Origin of the sequence: Novosphingobium silvae (assembly GCF_009856825.1) — a bacterium.
GTDB classification, from domain to species: domain Bacteria; phylum Pseudomonadota; class Alphaproteobacteria; order Sphingomonadales; family Sphingomonadaceae; genus Novosphingobium; species Novosphingobium silvae.
On sequence record NZ_WVTD01000009.1, the window covers coordinates 62,657 to 79,411 of the forward strand.

The 16,755-nt window shown below is 68.8% G+C and carries 16 protein-coding genes; 4 read left to right on the forward strand and 12 right to left on the reverse strand.

Features of this window, described 5'->3' with window-relative positions; genetic code table 11:
* Window positions 1–3 precede the first annotated feature (3 nt).
* Together GR702_RS22080 and lipB are read right to left on the reverse strand one after the other, a co-directional pair.
* Window positions 4–321, reverse strand: coding sequence for a hypothetical protein (locus GR702_RS22080; protein ID WP_202408260.1), 318 nt, complete (start codon window positions 319–321; stop codon window positions 4–6).
* Window positions 318–1,001, reverse strand: a complete 684-nt coding sequence (gene lipB, locus GR702_RS12905; protein WP_160986308.1) for a lipoyl(octanoyl) transferase LipB — start codon at window positions 999–1,001, stop codon at window positions 318–320. The genes GR702_RS22080 and lipB overlap by 4 nt, the downstream gene beginning before the upstream one ends.
* Before the next feature lie 110 nt (window positions 1,002–1,111).
* Between lipB and GR702_RS12910 the strand changes: the two genes are divergently transcribed.
* A complete protein-coding gene (locus tag GR702_RS12910) occupies window positions 1,112–1,960 on the forward strand; it encodes a lipoyltransferase (RefSeq protein WP_160986309.1) in 849 nt (282 codons plus the stop codon).
* A 43-nt stretch (window positions 1,961–2,003) separates the two neighbouring features.
* Here GR702_RS12910 and GR702_RS12915 read toward each other — a convergent pair whose 3' ends face one another.
* The 5 genes from GR702_RS12915 to GR702_RS12935 all read right to left on the reverse strand — a co-directional run bounded on the left by GR702_RS12915 (window position 2,004) and on the right by GR702_RS12935 (window position 6,524).
* The gene (locus tag GR702_RS12915) at window positions 2,004–2,642 is read right to left on the reverse strand and encodes a class I SAM-dependent methyltransferase (protein WP_160986310.1); all 639 of its coding nucleotides are present in this window, start codon (window positions 2,640–2,642) and stop codon (window positions 2,004–2,006) included.
* 134 nt (window positions 2,643–2,776) lie between these two features.
* Window positions 2,777–3,121, reverse strand: a complete 345-nt coding sequence (gene arsC / locus GR702_RS12920; RefSeq protein WP_160986311.1) for an arsenate reductase (glutaredoxin) — start codon at window positions 3,119–3,121, stop codon at window positions 2,777–2,779.
* Entirely contained in the window at window positions 3,118–3,684 is a 567-nt protein-coding gene (locus GR702_RS12925) for a (2Fe-2S)-binding protein (protein ID WP_160986312.1), read from the reverse strand. The genes arsC and GR702_RS12925 overlap by 4 nt, the downstream gene beginning before the upstream one ends.
* Window positions 3,685–3,730: 46 nt before the next feature.
* Window positions 3,731–5,770 (reverse strand): TonB-dependent receptor, encoded by a 2,040-nt coding sequence (locus GR702_RS12930; protein ID WP_160986313.1) that lies wholly within the window; start codon window positions 5,768–5,770, stop codon window positions 3,731–3,733.
* Window positions 5,771–5,828: 58 nt separating this feature from the next.
* Window positions 5,829–6,524: a fumarylacetoacetate hydrolase family protein gene (locus GR702_RS12935; protein ID WP_160986314.1), complete on the reverse strand. Its 696-nt coding sequence runs from the start codon at window positions 6,522–6,524 to the stop codon at window positions 5,829–5,831.
* Window positions 6,525–6,636: 112 nt separating this feature from the next.
* Here GR702_RS12935 and GR702_RS12940 point away from each other — a divergent pair, with 112 nt between their 5' ends.
* Complete coding sequence (locus GR702_RS12940) at window positions 6,637–7,197, forward strand: YqgE/AlgH family protein (RefSeq protein WP_160986315.1); 561 nt, start codon at window positions 6,637–6,639, stop codon at window positions 7,195–7,197.
* A 530-nt stretch (window positions 7,198–7,727) separates the two neighbouring features.
* On the opposite strand, the gene GR702_RS12945 is transcribed toward GR702_RS12940, so the two are convergent.
* From GR702_RS12945 to GR702_RS12965, 5 genes are all read right to left on the reverse strand, one after another.
* Window positions 7,728–8,291, reverse strand: a complete 564-nt coding sequence (locus tag GR702_RS12945; protein ID WP_160986316.1) for an NTP transferase domain-containing protein — start codon at window positions 8,289–8,291, stop codon at window positions 7,728–7,730.
* A 10-nt stretch (window positions 8,292–8,301) separates the two neighbouring features.
* Window positions 8,302–9,348 carry an XdhC family protein gene (locus GR702_RS12950; RefSeq protein ID WP_160986317.1) on the reverse strand — a complete coding sequence of 349 codons (1,047 nt, stop codon included), beginning with the start codon at window positions 9,346–9,348 and terminating at the stop codon, window positions 8,302–8,304.
* Window positions 9,348–9,965 (reverse strand): TetR/AcrR family transcriptional regulator, encoded by a 618-nt coding sequence (locus GR702_RS12955; protein WP_160986318.1) that lies wholly within the window; start codon window positions 9,963–9,965, stop codon window positions 9,348–9,350. The genes GR702_RS12950 and GR702_RS12955 overlap by 1 nt, the downstream gene beginning before the upstream one ends.
* A 104-nt stretch (window positions 9,966–10,069) precedes the next feature.
* On the reverse strand, window positions 10,070–10,783 hold the full coding sequence (locus GR702_RS12960) for a murein L,D-transpeptidase catalytic domain-containing protein (protein WP_419880301.1): 714 nt from the start codon (window positions 10,781–10,783) through the stop codon (window positions 10,070–10,072).
* Between the two features lie 258 nt (window positions 10,784–11,041).
* Window positions 11,042–12,286, reverse strand: a complete 1,245-nt coding sequence (locus GR702_RS12965; protein ID WP_202408247.1) for a polyhydroxyalkanoate depolymerase — start codon at window positions 12,284–12,286, stop codon at window positions 11,042–11,044.
* Window positions 12,287–12,492: 206 nt separating this feature from the next.
* Here GR702_RS12965 and GR702_RS12970 point away from each other — a divergent pair, with 206 nt between their 5' ends.
* Entirely contained in the window at window positions 12,493–14,361 is a 1,869-nt protein-coding gene (locus GR702_RS12970) for an ABC transporter transmembrane domain-containing protein (protein ID WP_272916675.1), read from the forward strand.
* A gap of 177 nt (window positions 14,362–14,538) precedes the next feature.
* Window positions 14,539–16,689, forward strand: coding sequence for a M13 family metallopeptidase (locus tag GR702_RS12975; protein WP_160986319.1), 2,151 nt, complete (start codon window positions 14,539–14,541; stop codon window positions 16,687–16,689).
* Window positions 16,690–16,755 lie beyond the last annotated feature (66 nt).

The following is a 16,755-nucleotide window of genomic DNA, read 5'->3' on the forward strand; positions in this document are numbered from 1 at the left end:
CTCTTAAGGCGTAGGAGCCGGCGGCGCCGGTTCGGCGACTGCGGGGCCTTCGGGGCCGCTCACCACGTCGTCCTCCGCCGCTGCCGTGGCCGTCACGCTCCCCCGGCTGCGCGAGGGTTCGTCGTAGAGCCCGGCATCCGCAGGCGGGGAGAGCGAGGCTTGCGAGCGCACCGTGTCGTAAGGGAGCATGTCGTCGCTGGCCGAGCGGGGAAGGAGCTCTCCCCCCGCCGCCGCCTTGGGTTGCGGCTTCCCGCGGTCGCAAGCGGCAAGGGTGAGGACGGCTCCGGTCGCGGCCAGGACCATCAGGCGCGGGAACTTCATGCGGTGGTCTCCGGAGGGCAGGGGCTTTCGAGCGCGGCGAGGAACGTGGGTGCCCGCCCGACCAGCGCCGCGTCCCATTGTGCAAGGTCCACCGCCTTGCCCAGCCTCGCAAGGCTGGTGACGCCGAACTCCTCGATCCCGCAGGGTACGATGCCGGTAAAATGGGCAAGGTCCGGGCGGATGTTGACCGCGAAGCCGTGCATCGTCACCCATTTGCGGATGCGCACGCCGATGGCGCCGATCTTGGCTTCGCGCCCGTCGATGTCCTGCGTCCACATGCCGATGCGGCCGTCGGCGCGAAACGCCTCCACCCCGAAGTCCGCCAGAGTGTCGATCACCCAGCCTTCCAGAGCGTGGACGAAGCCGCGCGCGTCGCGGGCGCGCTTCCTCAGATCGAGCAGGACGTAGCCGATGCGCTGGCCCGGGCCATGATAGGTGTAGCGCCCACCGCGCCCCGCCTCCACCACCTCGAAGCGGGGATCGAGCAGTTCGGCGATGGCCGCGCTGGTGCCGGCGGTGTAGACGGGGGGATGTTCGAGCAGCCAGATGAGCTCGCGCGCCTCGCCGGCGGCGATGGCGGCGTTGCGCGCCGTCATCTCCTCCAGCGCCTCGCGGTAGGGGACGGGCTGCGCCGAGACGCGCAGCTCGATATCACCCGGAAGAATGGCGGGAATCGTCATGGCGCGTTGCGTGGCGTCATTCCCTGCGGTTATCAAGAGCCTTTAGGCGAGCGCGCGTCGTCCGCCGGCCCGATACCCAGCCCCGTGAAGGCAATCCTGGAGCCCAAGTCATGAAGTTCGACAGCAACAGCGCGTGGACAGACGCCACGACGGCGGTGCGCGCCAACCGCGAAGTGCTGCTGGCGCTGGGCGGCGTGTTCTTCCTGCTGCCCACCCTGCTGTCGACCGTGTTTCTCGACGGCGTGCAGACCCGGATGCTGGAGGCGATGAGCGCCAACAAGCCCCAGGTGCTGAACGCGCTGGTGGCCGACAACATGGGCCTGCTGCTGGGCTTCGGGCTTGGCGGCACGGTGGTGCAGATGATCGGCTATCTGGCGGTGACCGCGCTCATCAGCGATCGCGGCCGGCCGACCGTGGGCGAATCGATCAGCCGCGGGCTGCGCGCGGTGCCGACGCTGCTGGCGGTGGCGATTATCGCTTTCCTGGCTTTGACCGTGGGCATCCTGGCGCTTTCGCTCGTTGTGGTGGGGCTGTTCTCGCTGGTAGGCGCGGCAAGTGCGGGGGGCGTGCTGGCGGTAGTGCTGGTGATGTGCGCGGGAACGTACGCCTCGGTGAAGTTCTCGCTGGTGGTGCCGGTGATCGTCAACGAAGGCGTTGCCAACCCGATCGCCGCGATGGCGCGCTCGTGGAAGCTCACGCGCCGGAACAGCCTGCGCCTTTTCGGTTTCTACACGCTGCTGACGCTGGCCTATTTCGCGATCGCGCTCGTCGCGACCTTCATCCTCGTGGGCCCGGCCATGCTGGTACTGGGCAAGGGGCAGGCGGCGGTGCTGGTGATGGGCGTGGTGACCGGCGCAATCGGTGCCGTCGCCAGCGTGATCCTGGCGGCCGTGCTCAGCCAGACGCATCGGCAGCTGGCCGGACCTTCCAGCGCGGCAATGGCGGACCTGTTCGAGTAGTCGCCTGCTGACGGGGAGGAGCAGCGGTCTCCTCCCGAAGGCATCAGCCTTCGTCTTCGTCCTTCCAGCCCCACCACAGGAAGCAGGGCGGCACGTTGATCAGCTCGTAGCTATCCTCGATCCGCTTGAAATGGCGTGCCATGTAGCTGCGCGCCTTGGGGCGGAACTGGTAGACGAGGAATGCCCCGCCCTTGCGGATGACGCGGTAGGTGGCCGCTGCGATTGCCGGGGCGACGCCGTCGGGCAGGGTGGAGAAGGGCAGGCCCGAGAGCACGTAGTCCGCCTTTTCGTGCCCGTGGGCGCGCACAATGTCCTCGACGTCGGCGGCCGAACCATGGACCGCGATGAAGCGGCTGTCGGTGATGGTGCGGCGCAGATAGTCGATGAACAGCGGGTTCGTGTCGATCACGATCAGCGTGCCGTCGCGCGGAAGCTTGTCGAGCACGGGCTGGCAGAAGGTGCCGACGCCCGGGCCATATTCCACGAAAAGCCTGCAATTCGGCCAGTCAACGCGCGAGAGCATGCGATTGATGACGAAGCGCGAGGACGGCACGATCGAGCCGACCATCACCGGGTTGCGCAGGAAGCCCTCGAAGAACACGCCCCAGGGCCCGAGGCCTTGCTTGATCTTGCGTCGGATGCGCTGGGGCAGGGCCTCGCGGGCAAGCTCGGTACTGGTCATGCGGCTGAAGGCTCTCGCAGTTTTGTTATGGCGTTTGAAGGCCATGCGGTGGCAGATCGGAAGCATCATTGCAAGGCGATGACGCTTCGGCGTGAGGCGAAACGAAAGAAGCGGGGTGGACGGACGAATCCGCCTCAGAGGATCTCGTGAACCGTCTCCTGCGGACGACAAAGCCTGGCACCTCTTTCGGTTTCCACCAGGGGGCGCTCGATCAGGGCGGGCTCGGCCGCCATCGCGGCAAGGACGGTCGCGTCGTCGGCGTCGGGAAGGCCACGCTCGATCGCGTCGGTGCCCCTGGTGCGCAGGCCCTGCTGCGGCGTGATCCCGGCGTCGCGGTAGAGCTGCGCCAGCTTGTCGGCCGTGGGCGGCGTCTTGAGGTACTCGACGATCTCAACCTCGACTCCGGGCGTTTCCTCAAGGATCGCCAGCGTCTTGCGCGACGTGCCGCACTTGGGGTTGTGCCAGATGGTGGCCTTCACGGGGTTTCTCCTGATGAGGTGAGTGAGCTGGGCGGTGTGAGCGCGGGAACCGCGCGGGCGGCCGCCTGCGGCGCGATGCCGGGCGCGGGCGCGGCGTCGATCGTGTCCTCGCGCCGGGTGAGGGCGGCGGCCCGATGGACGGCGCGCAGCAGGCGCGGATAGACGCCGCAGCGGCACAGATTGGGTATCGCGGCCCGGATCTCGGCATCGCTCGGGCTGGCGTTGGCGGAAAGGAGCGCGGCCGCGCTCATCACGATGCCGGGGGTGCAGAAGCCGCACTGGATCGCCTGCTCGGCGACCATTGCCTGCTGCACCGGGTGCGAGCGGTCGCGCGAAAGCCCCTCGATGGTGACGACGAAGCGGCCCTCGCATTCGGCAAGGGTGATGAGGCACGAGCGCAGCGCCGCGCCGTCGACCAGCACGGTGCAGGCCCCGCAGTCACCCACCCCGCAGCCGTACTTGGTGCCGGTCAGGTTGGCCGCGTCGCGCAGCGCCCAGAGCAGCGGAGTGCGCGGATCCATCGCGAACTCCACCGGGCGCTCGTTCACCGTGAGCCGGGTCATGGGGCTTCGTGCCTTGCCATGCCCGGTCGGTGCCCGAGGCCGCGCTTCAGCGCAAGCCCACGCGGATGCCGGCCCACAGCGTGCGCGGAACGCCGAGGTCGATGGAGCCACCCTGGTTGCGTGTCACGATGGTCTCGTCGAACAGGTTCTCTCCGCGCAGCACCACGCTGACGAGCGGTGCCACCGGCACTTGCGCGAAGAGGTCGAGAGTGGTCGCGGCGGGCAGCACGTCGGTTTCCAGGTCGTCCTCGAACTGGGCGCCGGTGTGGCGCAGGGTGGCGGCAAGGCGCCAGCCATCGCGCGGCGCGAAGGCGAGCGTGCCGCTGGCGGCGAACCGGGGAACCTGCGCGGGACGCAGCCCGTCGAGCGCGATCTGGCTGCCGCTCGCCTCCACTTCGGCGTCGGTCCAGGAAAGCGAGCCCGAGACATCGACCCGGCCAAGCGCGAGAGTGCCGCTCGCCTCGACGCCCCGGGCGCGGATGGCATCGACGTTCTGGCGCTGGCGGGTGGTTTCGTCGATGGTGACGTTGGCGACGGCGTCCTTCAGGCGATTGTCGAAGGCGGTCAGCGACAGCGACAGCGCCTCGGCGGGGTGAAAGTCGATGCCCGCCTCGTAGCCGCGCAGGCGCTCGGGGCTGAGCGCGGCGTTCGCCTGCGTGGTCACGGGAAACACCACGAAGGGGCGGTACAGCTCGTTCAGCGTCGGCAGGCGCAGGCCCGTGTAGGCCGCCGCGCGCAGCGAGATCGCGGGTGCGAGGTTCCACACCACCCCGCCGCGCCCGTTGATGTCCCAGCCGTCGCGGTCGGCAAAGCGGGTGTCGCGGTTGACGGTTCCGTCGGCGGCAAGCTCGCGGTAGTAGCCGCCGCGAATGGTCCAGCGGTCGGCCCTGAGGCTGGCCGTCAGCACCAGCTGGCCCAGCGTCCAGTCGTCCTCGGCGTAGAAGCCCAGGTCCGACTGCTTGCCGCCTGCCCTGCGAAATGCCGTGGCAAGGCCGGTCTGGGCGCTATACGGCATCTCGACCAGGTTGCCGCGCGACAGGCGCACGTCGGTGCCCAGCCGCAGCACGTGGTCCTCGCCGACCGGAGGCCGCAGTTCCGCCTTGCCGCCGACCGCCAGCGTGGGCGTCTTCGCTTGGTCGAGCGTCTTGCGGTAGCTTGTGGAGCTGATGACGACGTTCGAGAAATCCTGCGCCTGCACGTAGCCCAGAATGTCGAACTCCCAGTCCCCATGGCCCACGAAGCGCAGCGATCCCTGCTGGCCGGACGAGGTCGAATCGGCGCCCTTGAAGCGCAGCGTTCGCGCATCGTCGTAGACGAGGGCTGAGGCCTGCACTTCCACCGTGTCGGTCAGCGGGGCAACCGCGCGGAGCGAGCCCGAGAGGCTCTCGTACTTCGCGCGGGCGGAAGCGGCGACGCGCTGGTCCGAGGGCGTCGTCCGGAAGCCCTGGCCCCGGTCCCACTGGACGCCCGCCACCACGAAGCCCTGGCCCAGCCTTGGCGCCAGAGTGAGCCCGGTCTGCGTCTCGCCGCGATCGTTGACGAGCGCGGAGCCTTGCAGCGGTCCGATGTCGCCGGGCCCTGCGCTTTCCAGCTCGATCGTGCCCGAGACCGCGCCCGCGCCGAACGCTCCCATGCCGCCGCCGCGCGTCACCCGGATGGCGCGAAGGCGCTCGGGCGCAAGGGCGCTGAGCGGGATATAGCCGAAGAAAGGGTTGGCCACGGGAACCCCGTCGAGCAGGACCTGCGCGCGGCTGGAGGCGTTGCCGCCCAGCGCCCTGAGCGTCACACCCTGGTTGGAGGGGTTGGAGGCGCGGCTGTCGGACCGGCGGAACTGCTGGAAGCCCGCGACCGAGGCGAGCACGTCCTCGATCCGTCCCGAGGCGCTGGAGGAGAGCCGGTCGCGCGCGATGGTCTCGACGTCGTAGGCGGGTGTCGCGGGCCCTTCGCCAAGGCCGCGGCCGGTGACGATGATCGGCCCGCGCGGACTCTCGCCCGCTTCCTGCGCCGCAGCGCGGGTGGCGCCGGTGGCCAGGATCGGGACAAGAGCGAGGAGCGGAAGGGCGGCGCGGGGGAATGTCGCAGTCATGGCCGCCGTCTTAGAGCCTGTCGCGCCCGGGTCGACCCGAAAACACCCCTTCGCGCGGCTATTGGGCGGCGGTGATCTCCAGGCGCAGGGGGGCAAGGCCTTCCACCTCCCCTTCCAGCACGTCGCCCACCGAGACAGGGCCGACGCCTGCCGGCGTTCCGGTGTAGATGAGGTCGCCCGCGCCGAGATGGTAGAGGCGCGAAAGGTCGGCGATGAGTTCGGGCACCGACCAGATCATGTCGGACAGGGTGCCGTCCTGCTTCACCTCGCCGTTCTGCACGAGGGCGATGCGCTGGCCTGCGATCCCGCCGAAGCTGGAGGCAGGCGTGATTGCGCCGATCACCGCGGCGTTCTCGAAGTCCTTGCCGGTATCCCAGGGATAGCCCTTGTCCTTGGAGGCGTTCTGCAGGTCGCGCCGAGTCATGTCGAGCCCGCAGGCATAGCCATAGACCGCCTCCATCGCCGCTTCGGGAGCCACGCGGAAGGCAGGCGCGCCGATGGCGACGACGAATTCCATCTCATAGTGGCAGTTGGCGGTGCCCGGCGGATAGGGGATCGAACCGCCTGAAAGGCAGAGCGCGGCCGGGGCCTTGTTGAACCAGATCGGCGCCTCGCGATCGACCGTATTGCCCAGTTCCAGCGCATGCGCGGCATAGTTGCGCCCCACGCAGAAGATGCGGCGGACGGGGAAGCGGTCCTGCGTGCCGAGCACGGGGACAGGCGGGGCGGCGGGCACGTCGAACAGCAGGCTCATGGCGCAGGTGGTAGAGGCAGGACACGCCGAGGGGAAGAGGGCAGGGACAACCTCTGCGATATCGGGCGTGTTCCCGCTTGCGAGCGCGCGCGGCTTGCCTACATTGCGAAGCGTGACAGCCGAACAGTACCTCTCGGGACGGATCCTGCTCGCCATGCCCGGCATGTTCGATCCCCGATTCGAACGCTCCGTCAACGTGATGTGCGTCCATGACGAGAACGGCGCGCTAGGGATCGGGATCGGCCATGTCCGGCAGGGCGTGCGCTTCCACGACGTGCTGGAAGAGCTTGGCGTGGATCCGGGCGTCTCTCCCAACCGGGAAGTCATGGTGGGCGGCCCGGTGGAGCCGGGACGGGGCTTCATCCTGCACTCCACGGACTGGGGCGGCACCGATACCATCGCGGTCGAGCCGCTCTGCGCGCTTTCCGCCTCGATGGATGTGCTGCGCGCCATCGCCGAAGGGCGCGGCCCCACGCACTGGATCATGGCGCTTGGCTATGCGGGATGGGGGCCGGGCCAGCTGGAAAGCGAAATGCGCCACCACGGCTGGTACGCGGCCGAGGGCCACCGCGAGGTTCTTTTCCAGACCCCGCCCGAAGGACGCTGGTCGGCGACATGGCGGGCTGAAGGCATCGATCCGGCGCTGCTCTCGAACGAGACCGGCCGCGCCTGACGCTCGTTGCGCTACAGGGCGCAGGAGGTGACGAGGCGCGCGTCGCGCCGGGCGCTGCACACAGGACACGCGCCCCGGAAGCTGGACGATAGGCACGCGTCTATGCCCGCTGGCGAGTGCGGGCCTTACGCCGGGGAGGAGAGCGCTTTGGCGTTGGTACCCCTGATGGGTATCGGGCCGGCGTCCGGGGGCGGCCCCGGTTGAGGGTCGCCGAAGCGTGTGCGCCTTGCGAACGGCTGGAAAGCACAGGAACAGTCCAGCTCGACCCTCAGCGAAAGTGGCTCGGATCCGGCTCGCGGGCTCGCGATAAGGTGCCGGCTCCACAAGTCCTGGGGGAAGCGCTCTCTTATCGGGAGCCGCGCCGTTTGCCCTGGACCCTGCCGCCTCGAAGGACGACTCGTGAACCCTTCCGGTGCGGGCACAGGTGAGCTTTCATGCCCCCGGCGCCGACCCGATGATCCGCTTGCCCCTGTGTACCTCAGGGAGCGGATGCCGGAGCATATAACCTATATGGTTCTATGTGTCAAGGTTCATGCGCGTCGCAGATCCTCCGGACGGTCCACGTCGAAGTGGATGGCCGGGTCCGCGCAAGGGTCGAGGACGACATCGTCCCGGCGGCGCAGCAGCCTGCCCGCCCCCTCGTCGCCGGTCAGCCCGGCAATATCCTGGAAGGCGCAGGCGGACAGCAGGACCGGATGGCCGGGCCGCCCGCCATGGCACGGCATCGCTGCATAGGCAGGGCCGAGGCACGCCGCGAGCCGCGCGGCTACGCCATGGGGCACGCGGGGCATGTCGCCGAGGAAAACGAACGCGCCGCTCGCTCCCCCGGCGGCGGCGATGCCCGCCTTCAGCGTGTCCGACAGCGCGGCGCTTTCGAGCGACACCGTCTCGACAGGAGGCGCGCCGTCCCATTCGCCCACCGCAAGCCCGGGGCGGGTGACGACGATCACCCGGGCCACTGGCGCGGCGCGGGCGGCGCGGATGGCGTGGAACAGCAGCGGCTCGCCGCCCAGAACCGCCCGCAGCTTGTCGCTGCCGAACCGGGTGGCGCGGCCGGCAGCAAGGACGATGGAAACGAAAGGCCCTTCTCTCACCGTCCGGCGCTCAGGCCCGTTCGCGCGCGGGGTTCAGCGCCTGCATGATCTCGGCGAGGATGCCGGTCGCCACTTCCCACGGCGACTTGCCGAGCCCCGCGATACCGGGCGAAAGGTGCAGACGTTCGAGTTCCTGTGCGCTCGCGCCGGCCGCCTCCAGCGCGGCAAGGCGCTGCCCCGCGCGGGATTTGGCGCCGATCATCCCGACATAACCCGCGCCGCCGCGCAGCGCGGCAAGGCATCCGCCAAGGTCGTGGTGATCCTCGTGCGTTGCGCCGAGGTAGGCGGTCCAGCGGTCCACCCCCAGGTGGGAGAGGGCCTGCGCCGGTTCTTCGCGCAGGTAGCGCGCGACCGGGAATGGCGGCGGCTCGTGCGGGCCGCCGGGGCGCAGGAGGATCGTCTCGAAGCGTGCCATGGCACCCAGCCGGGCGACCGCCAGCGCGCCCGGATCGCCGCCGGACACGATCAGGCGACGCGGCGGATCGTAGCGGCGCGCCAGCCGGAAGGGCTCCTCGCGAAGATCGAGCAGCGGCGCGGTATCGAGCACAGTGTGGGGCGGGGTGTCGGGCGCGGGGACGGCCTGCTTGTCGCCATCGCTGACCCAGGTGCACGAGCGGCGCTGTGTCCAGTGACGCAGCAGCGCGGTCACGGCGGGCGCATCTGGCGCCACGCGCTCGAGCAGGACGTGGAGCGCCCCGCCGCAACGCAGGCGAAGGTCGATCCAAGGGCTGCCCGCGCCGTAGTGGAGGCGGCGCGCCTTACCGTCGGCGAGCACTTGCGCGGCGTGGTTGGCGACGTCGCCTTCGATGCAGTCGCCCGAGAAATAGCCGGTGGCGGCGATGCCCCCGTGCTTCCCTTGCGCGAACAGCATCTGCGCGCCGGGGCCGCGCGGTGCGCTGCCCGCAACCTTGTAGAGCGTCGCGAGGGCTGCCGGCCTGCCGGAGGAGACCACCGCAGCCAGGGCGGGGCGAACATCGTCCACCCAGCCGAATTCGGGCCATTGCGCCTCCTCGATCTCGCCGGAGAGAAGCGGGGCCTGGTCGACGATCGTCGTCATCACGCCTGGACCGGCCGCCGCTCGAGCGTGTCGCCCACGAGCGGGGCGATCACCAGACGGTGCAGGATCGTCGCAACTTCCTCGGGCGAGTGGGTGGGTGCGGGCGCCTCGCCGTCCTGCGCGAGCCACCAGGCCAGGATGTCGAAAGTGGAGCCGGTGCCGTGGACTACGCCAAGGTCCGAAGGCAGCCAGCTGTTGCGGGAAACCGCGCCGTCGATCAGGCCGCGCGCCTGCCGGATGAACTCGTCCCGCACGAGAGCGGCCGCTCCGCCGGTGAGCAGCGCGGACCACAGCATCGCGTGCTCCGACACGTGGACGCAAAGCGCCAGCGTGGATTCGTAGCTGTTGGCCTCGTAGAGGATCGGGATCGTGCGCTCGAGCAGGTCTGCGATCTCGGCCGAGGCGACATCGGCCAGCAGCGCCTCCTTTGTGGGGTAATGGCGGAAGAAGGTGGCATAGCCGGTGCCCGCGCGCGCGGTGATCTCGCGGATGGTGAGCTGGTCGAAAGGCTTTTCCTCGAGCAGCGCGAGCAGCGCGGAAGTCAGGGCATGGCGCGATCGCACCTGGCGCGCGTCGGTGGGGGCTTCGCGGCGAAGGCCGTTCAGGCTGGTTTCCATGATCCGTCCCGTATCATTGGCACGGGCGCGTGTCTAACCGAGCTCTGGCGCGGCAGTGCGCAGGGCCTTCAGTGCAGCGGTGAGCGGGGCTCACCCGACGCGCGTCAGACCTGGCCGATGCGATCCGCGAAGAGGAGGCGGCCGCCCGAAAGGTGCCAGAGCGCCTCGTTGAAGTCGGTGTTGCTCATGGCGAAGCAGCCCTCGCTGCGGCCGAGCTTGCCCCATTTTTCCACCATCGACGGGTCGACGTACCAGGCCGGGTGCATGACGATGGCGCGCGGCAGCGCCATCGAGTTGTCGTGGTCGAGGCCGAGCAGGCGGATCGAGGTGCCGTACTTGCCCTTATACCATTCCGCCGTGAGATAGGCTCCGCGCGACGTGGCTTCCGAACCGGGCACGTTCGAAAAGCTCTGCAACCAACCGCTGTGGGCCGGGTCCGAGCCGCGCCCGTGCGCGACGAGGAACGAGCGCATGGTCCCATTCTCAAGGTTGGCGAAGTGCAGGCGCGGCTGTGAGGAGGGCTGCGCGAAATCCACCACGCCCACGATGTCGGAGCGCCAAAGATGGCCGCGAACGCGCTGCGCCTGCCTTGCGGCGACGTCGAGGACGCGGCGCTGGTAAGGGGTGAGCCCATCGGCGGCGGCGGGAGCGGAGGCGATCGCGCCGGGGTACGATCCGGCGAGGGCTGCATTGGACGAGGCCGGAGGTGGGGTCGCCACGGTGCCAGCCATTTCCGCTGCATCGCCGATGCCTTCTGCGGCAAAGGCGCGCGATGGCAGTGCCAGGCCAAGGCCCGCGACCAAACCACCCTTCAGCACTTTTCTTCTGCTATGCGACCGATCCATGGTTGCCCATATAACGCAACCGGCCCCGGGGTTCTACCGAGTCGTCGCAGGATCGGCGCAGGGGCGGAGCGTTTCGACGCACGATGGCGTTAGGCGGCCGCACCGAAGCCGACGCCCCCGCCGTAATGAAGGCGGGAACGAACAGCGTGGGGACGAGCGGCAGGCTTGCCGCCCGCACCGTCCGTCCCCTTCTGCCTTTTGCAAACCATTTCGCCGTTACCGCGACGCGCTTCAGGCCGCAACTTCCGCCGGCTTGCGGCTGTGCGTGTATATCCATTCTTCCAGAACCGGCGCGATGCGCTTGCGCCACTTGCTGCCGTTGAAGATGCCGTAGTGGCCCACTTCGGCGGCAAGGAAGTACTTCTTGCGGCTGTCCGGCAGGTGGCTGGCAAGGTGCAGCGCGGCACGCGTCTGGCCGATGCCGGAAATGTCGTCGCGCTCGCCCTCGATGGCCAGCAGCGCCGTGTCGCGGATGCCGGAAAGGTCGATCACTTCGCCCCGGTGGACGAATTCGCCCTTGGGCAGCGAGTGTTTCTGGAACACGTGCTCCACCGTCTGGAGATAGAACTCTGCGGTCATGTCGCACACCGAGCGATACTCGTCGTAGAAGGCCTTGGTGGCGTCCGCGCTGTCGCCGTCGCCTTCGACGAGATGCTTGAACATCGCATAGTGGCTCATCATGTGCGCGTTGAGGTTCATCGCCATGAAGCCCGTGAGCTGCAGGAAGCCGGGATAGACCTTGCGGCCGGCGCCCGGGTAGGCGAGCGGCACCGTGGCGATCACGTTGTGCTCGAACCAGGCGAGCGGCTGCTGGATGGCAACGTCGTTGACGCTGGTGGGCGCCTCGCGCGTGTCGATGGGGCCGCCCATCATGGTCAGAGTCGCGGGGCGGCAGGGATGCTCGCGCGCACCCATCACCGCCGTCGCAGCATAGGCGGGGACCGAGGGCTGGCACACCGCCAGCATGTGCGTGCCCGGGCCGATGTGCTCCAGGAAGCCGATCACGTAGTCGATATAGTCATCGAGGTCGAACTCGCCCGCGCTGGTGGGCACCAGCTTCGCGTCCGCCCAATCGGTGATGTAGACCTCGCAGCGTTCGATCATGCGGGCCACGGTGCCGCGCAGCAGGGTGGCATAGTGGCCGCTCATCGGCGCGACGATCAGCAGCTTTGGCGCGTGCTCGGCAAGGCCCGGATGGTTGAAGCGCAGGAGATTGCCGAAGGGGCGGTGAAGCACGATCGATTCGGTTACCGGGTGCACCTTGCCGTCCACGGTCACCGTCTCGATGTCGAACGCGGGCTTGCCGCGCGGCGCGGCGGCGTGGGCGAAGACTTCCAGTGCCGAGGCTAGGACCGGGCCAAAACCCAGGTAGCCCACGGGAAGAGCTGGATTGCTGAGCATTTCCGCGCTGACCGAAGCCCACGCGGCCGCACCGCCGAGCATGGTGCGCTGCAGTTCATAGAGGTTGTAGAGCAAGGTCAGTCTCCTGGCCGGACGCGGCGGGAACGGCCGCTTTTAGCCCATCATCTGGGCATTAGGGCTAAATGGTGCAACGCGGCAATCACGATTTTCGCCATGGCCCCTTCGCAAGCGCAGACCGCTTCATCGCGAATTGCTTCCGCAACCCTTGCGGCGCGGCGCGGCCCTTTTCCTCCCGCGCGCTAAGCTGTAAGGGCGCGCGGATGGATGGGACGCAGGGCAGATCGACAGCGCCGCAAGGCATTTCTCCAGCCGAGGAGGGCGTGCCTCCGGCCGGCGGGGGTCGCAGGCGAAAGCGCGAGCGCGAGCGCGCGAATCTCGGCCCGCTGTTCATGGTCTGGCGCGAACTGCTCAAGTACCCGGGCCGGATGGCGACGGCTGGACTGGCGCTGGTCACCACGGCGGTCTCCACGCTGGCGATCCCCTTCGGCTTTCGCCAGATCATCGACCAGGGCTTTGCGCAAGGCGCGGACCCCCGGGCCATCGGCTGGTGGTTCGCGATGCTGATGGGCGTGGTGGTGATCCTTGCCGTCGCCACCGCGATCCGCTTCTATTCCGTTTCCTGGCTGGGCGAGCGCGTGGTGGCGGACATCCGCCTCACCGTGCAGCGCCACCTCCTGACGCTGGCGCCCGCCTTTTTCGAGGAGAACAGCCCCAAGGAAATCTCCTCGCGCATGACTTCGGACACCGCGATCATCGAACAGATCGTGGGGACGACGGTGTCCGTCGCGCTGCGCAACGCGATCATGGCGGTGGGCGGGGTAATCTACCTCTTCATGCTGGCGCCGGGGCTGACGGCGGGACTGATCGTGGCGATACCGCTGGTGATCCTGCCCATCGCCGCGTTCGGCCGCCGCCTGCGCGCGGTCTCGCGATCCAGCCAGGACCGGGTGGCGGACATCGGCGCGCTGACCGCCGAAGTGCTCGGCGCGCTCAAGGTCGTGCAGGCGTTCAACCAGGAAACCCGCGAGCGCGAGCGTTTCGCCGCCGCCGTGGAGCGTACGTTCAACACCGGCAGGCAGCGCATCAAGATCCGCGCGATCATGACGGCGGTCATCATGTTCCTGATCTTCGGCGCGATCACGCTCATCATGTGGCGCGGTGCCATCGGCGTTGCGGAAGGGACGATCACCGGCGGCACCATCGCGGCCTTCGTCGTCACGGCGGGCATCGTCGCGGGAGCGTTCGGCTCGCTCACCGAAGTCTACGGCGATCTCGTGCGCGGGGCGGGCGCGGCCAGCCGCCTCGCCGAGCTGCTGGGCGAGCGGCCTTCCATCGCCGCGCCGCCCCGTGCGCTGCAACTGCCCGAGCCGCCGCGCGGCAAGCTCGCCTTCGAGCGGGTCACCTTCCGCTATCCCTCCCGTCCCGAGCTTCCCGCGCTGCACGACTTCTCGCTGAGCATCGAGCCCGGCGAGACAGTGGCCATCGTCGGCCCGTCGGGCGCGGGCAAGTCCACGCTCTTCCAGCTTGCCGAGCGGTTCTACGATCCGCAGGGTGGCGCCATCAAGATCGATGGGGTGCCGCTCGCCTCGGCCGATCCCGCGCAGGTTCGCGCCCGGATTGCGCTGGTGCCGCAGGAAGGCGTCCTGTTCGCCGCCACCGCGCGCGACAACTTGCGCTATGGGAACTGGCAAGCCGACGATGCGGCGATCTGGGAGGCGGCGCGCGCCGCCAATGCCGAAGGCTTCCTACAGGCGCTTCCCCAGGGCCTCGACACATTCCTGGGCGAGGACGGCGGGCGGCTTTCGGGCGGGCAGCGCCAGCGCATGGCGATCGCCCGGGCGCTGCTGCGCGATGCTCCGATCCTGCTGCTCGACGAGGCGACCAGCGCGCTCGACGCCGAAAGCGAGCGGCTGGTGCAGGACGCGCTCGACCGCCTCATGGCCCACCGCACGACGCTGGTCATCGCGCATCGCCTCGCCACCGTGCGCCAGGCGGACCGCATCGTCGTGATGGACGGTGGCCGGATCGTGGAGCAGGGCACGCACGATAGTCTGAGCAGGGCAGGCGGGCTCTATGCGCGCCTCGCCTCGCTCCAGTTCGAAGGCACTTCGGCGACGCCGCTGGCCTGAGCCGCGCGACCTCCCGGCACGGGATATGGTTCCCGGCAACATCGCCGCTGCCGTTCGCATCCGGTGCGGCGCCATTTTCGGCTGGCATTGCTTGATGTTGCAATTATGTTGCGCGCCATAGCGGGGACGTCCGTTCCCGCCCCCATCTCGTCGTCCCCCAATCGAAAAGGTCAGGACATGTCTCGCTTCACCGGCAAGGCGCTTGCATCCAGCGTCGCTGTTTCCCTTCTCGCGCTGAGCTTCGCCGCTCCCGCGCTCGCGCAGGACGCCGCTCCTGCCGCCGCCACGCCCTCGCTCGCGCCCTCGTCCGACTGGGGCAAGTTCGGCGTGCAGACGCAGTGGGTCGACAAGTCCGCGAAGCCGGGCGACGATTTCGACGCCTACGTCAACGGCGTGTGGAACAAGACGGCGGAACTGCCTGCGGACCGTACCCGCTGGGGCTCGTTCATCGAACTGAACGATCTTTCCGAGCAGCGCGTCCACGCCATCATGGATGAACTTGTCGCTTCCAACCCGGCACCGGGCAGCGACGGCGCACGCATCGCCGCCGCGTGGAAGGCGTTCATGGACACCGACGCGATCAACGCCGCCGGCCTCGCGCCCGCACGGCCGTATCTCGGCCGGATCATGGCCGCGAAGACGCCGGCGGACATCGCCCGGCTCTTCGGGCAGCCCGGCTTCGCCTCGCCGATCGGCGCCTACGTCAATGCCGACGACAAGCAGAGCGACATCTACGCCCTCAACCTCGGCATCTCGGGCCTCGGTCTGCCGGATCGCGATTACTACCTGAAAACCGACGAGCGTTCGGTGGCCCTGCGCGACAAGTACAAGGCCTACCTCGCCTTCCTGCTCGGCAAGGCCGGCTACGCCGATCCGCAGGCCGCCGCGCAGTCGGTCCTCGCGCTCGAAACCAGCATCGCCCGTGCCGACTGGGACCGCGCCGCCGCGCGCAACCCGGACCTCACCTACAACAAGGTTCCGGTGGCCGAGTTCGAAGCGCTGGGTTCGCCGGGCGTGGTGCGCGCCTTCCTCGAAGGGCTGGGCGCACAGAAGGCAAGCTATGTCCTCATCGCCGAGATGCCCCCGACGGCCGAGGAGCAGAAGGCGGCTCGTCTGGATCCCGCGAAGATGGCCGCACAGTTCGGCCCGGGCATGCCTGCCGTCGTCAAGCTGATCGAGACCACGCCTCTCGCCACCTGGCAGGCCTATCTGGCGGCGCATTTCCTGCGCTCCAACGCGCCTGTCCTGCCGTCCGACATCGACCAGGCGACCTTCGACTTCTATGGCCGCACGCTGAGCGGACAGCCCGAGCAGCGCGCCCGTTGGAAGCGCGGCATCGCCGCGGTCGAGGGCATGGCAGGCGAACTCGTGGGCAAGATCTACGCCGAGAAGTATTTCCGGCCCGAGCAGAAGGCCGCCATGAACGATCTGGTCGGCAACCTGCGCAAGGCGATGGCGGCCAACCTCAAGGACCTGGCCTGGATGAGCCCGGCCACCCGCGTCGAGGCGGAAGCCAAGCTCAATGCCTTCACGCCCAAGATCGGCGCGCCCGACACGTTCAAGACGTATGAGGGCCTGACCTTCTCGGCCACTGACCCGCTCGCCAACGCGATCGCCGCGGGCAAGTGGGAAGGCGATTTCCAGATGGCCCGCATCGGCCAACCCGTGGACCGGGCCGAATGGGGAATGCTGCCCGAGACGGTGAACGCCTACTACAACCCGACCTACAACGAGATTGTCTTCCCCGCTGCGATCCTGCAGCCGCCGTTCTTCAACCTCTCGGCCGACCCGGCGGTGAACTATGGCGGCATCGGCGCGGTGATCGGCCACGAGATGGGCCACGGCTTCGACGATCAGGGCGCCAAGTCCGACGGCACCGGCAACCTGCGCGACTGGTGGACCCCGGCCGACAAGGCCGCGTTCGAGAAGATGCAGGACAAGCTGGCCGCGCAGTACGATGCGCTCTGCCCGTTCGATGAAGGCAAGACTTGCGTCAACGGACGCCTTACCATGGGCGAGAACATCGGCGACCTGGGCGGCCTGAGCCTGGCCTACCGCGCCTACAAGCTCTCGCTGAACGGCAAGGAAGCGCCCGTGATCGACGGCTTCACCGGCGACCAGCGCTTCTTCATGGGCTGGGCGCAGGTCTGGCGGTCCAAGGTCCGTGAGGAGCAGGCGCGCCAATTCCTGATCACCGATCCCCACGCGCCGCCGCAGTACCGCATCAACGGCATCGTTCGCAATTTCGACGAGTGGTACAAGGCGTTCAACGTCAAGCCCGGCGACAAGCTCTATCTCGCGCCGAAGGACCGCCTGCGCATCTGGTAAGCCCTGCCGCCTCTCCCCTTCCGGCGCGGTCCGGACGGGGGGAGGCGCAAAATACCGCAGCGCGGC

What these genes read in the sequence shown, in the direction of transcription:
- GR702_RS12925 (WP_160986312.1), bottom strand. Translation starts at nt 3,684, where the DNA reads ATGACCCGGCTCACGGTGAACGAGCGCCCGGTGGAGTTCGCGATGGAT.
- GR702_RS12970 (WP_272916675.1), top strand. Translation starts at nt 12,493, where the DNA reads ATGGATGGGACGCAGGGCAGATCGACAGCGCCGCAAGGCATTTCTCCA.
- GR702_RS12930 (WP_160986313.1), bottom strand. Translation starts at nt 5,770, where the DNA reads ATGACTGCGACATTCCCCCGCGCCGCCCTTCCGCTCCTCGCTCTTGTC.
- lipB (WP_160986308.1), bottom strand. Translation starts at nt 1,001, where the DNA reads ATGACGATTCCCGCCATTCTTCCGGGTGATATCGAGCTGCGCGTCTCG.
- GR702_RS12955 (WP_160986318.1), bottom strand. Translation starts at nt 9,965, where the DNA reads ATGGAAACCAGCCTGAACGGCCTTCGCCGCGAAGCCCCCACCGACGCG.
- GR702_RS12935 (WP_160986314.1), bottom strand. Translation starts at nt 6,524, where the DNA reads ATGAGCCTGCTGTTCGACGTGCCCGCCGCCCCGCCTGTCCCCGTGCTC.
- GR702_RS12975 (WP_160986319.1), top strand. Translation starts at nt 14,539, where the DNA reads ATGTCTCGCTTCACCGGCAAGGCGCTTGCATCCAGCGTCGCTGTTTCC.
- GR702_RS12910 (WP_160986309.1), top strand. Translation starts at nt 1,112, where the DNA reads ATGAAGTTCGACAGCAACAGCGCGTGGACAGACGCCACGACGGCGGTG.
- GR702_RS12915 (WP_160986310.1), bottom strand. Translation starts at nt 2,642, where the DNA reads ATGACCAGTACCGAGCTTGCCCGCGAGGCCCTGCCCCAGCGCATCCGA.
- GR702_RS22080 (WP_202408260.1), bottom strand. Translation starts at nt 321, where the DNA reads ATGAAGTTCCCGCGCCTGATGGTCCTGGCCGCGACCGGAGCCGTCCTC.
- GR702_RS12950 (WP_160986317.1), bottom strand. Translation starts at nt 9,348, where the DNA reads ATGACGACGATCGTCGACCAGGCCCCGCTTCTCTCCGGCGAGATCGAG.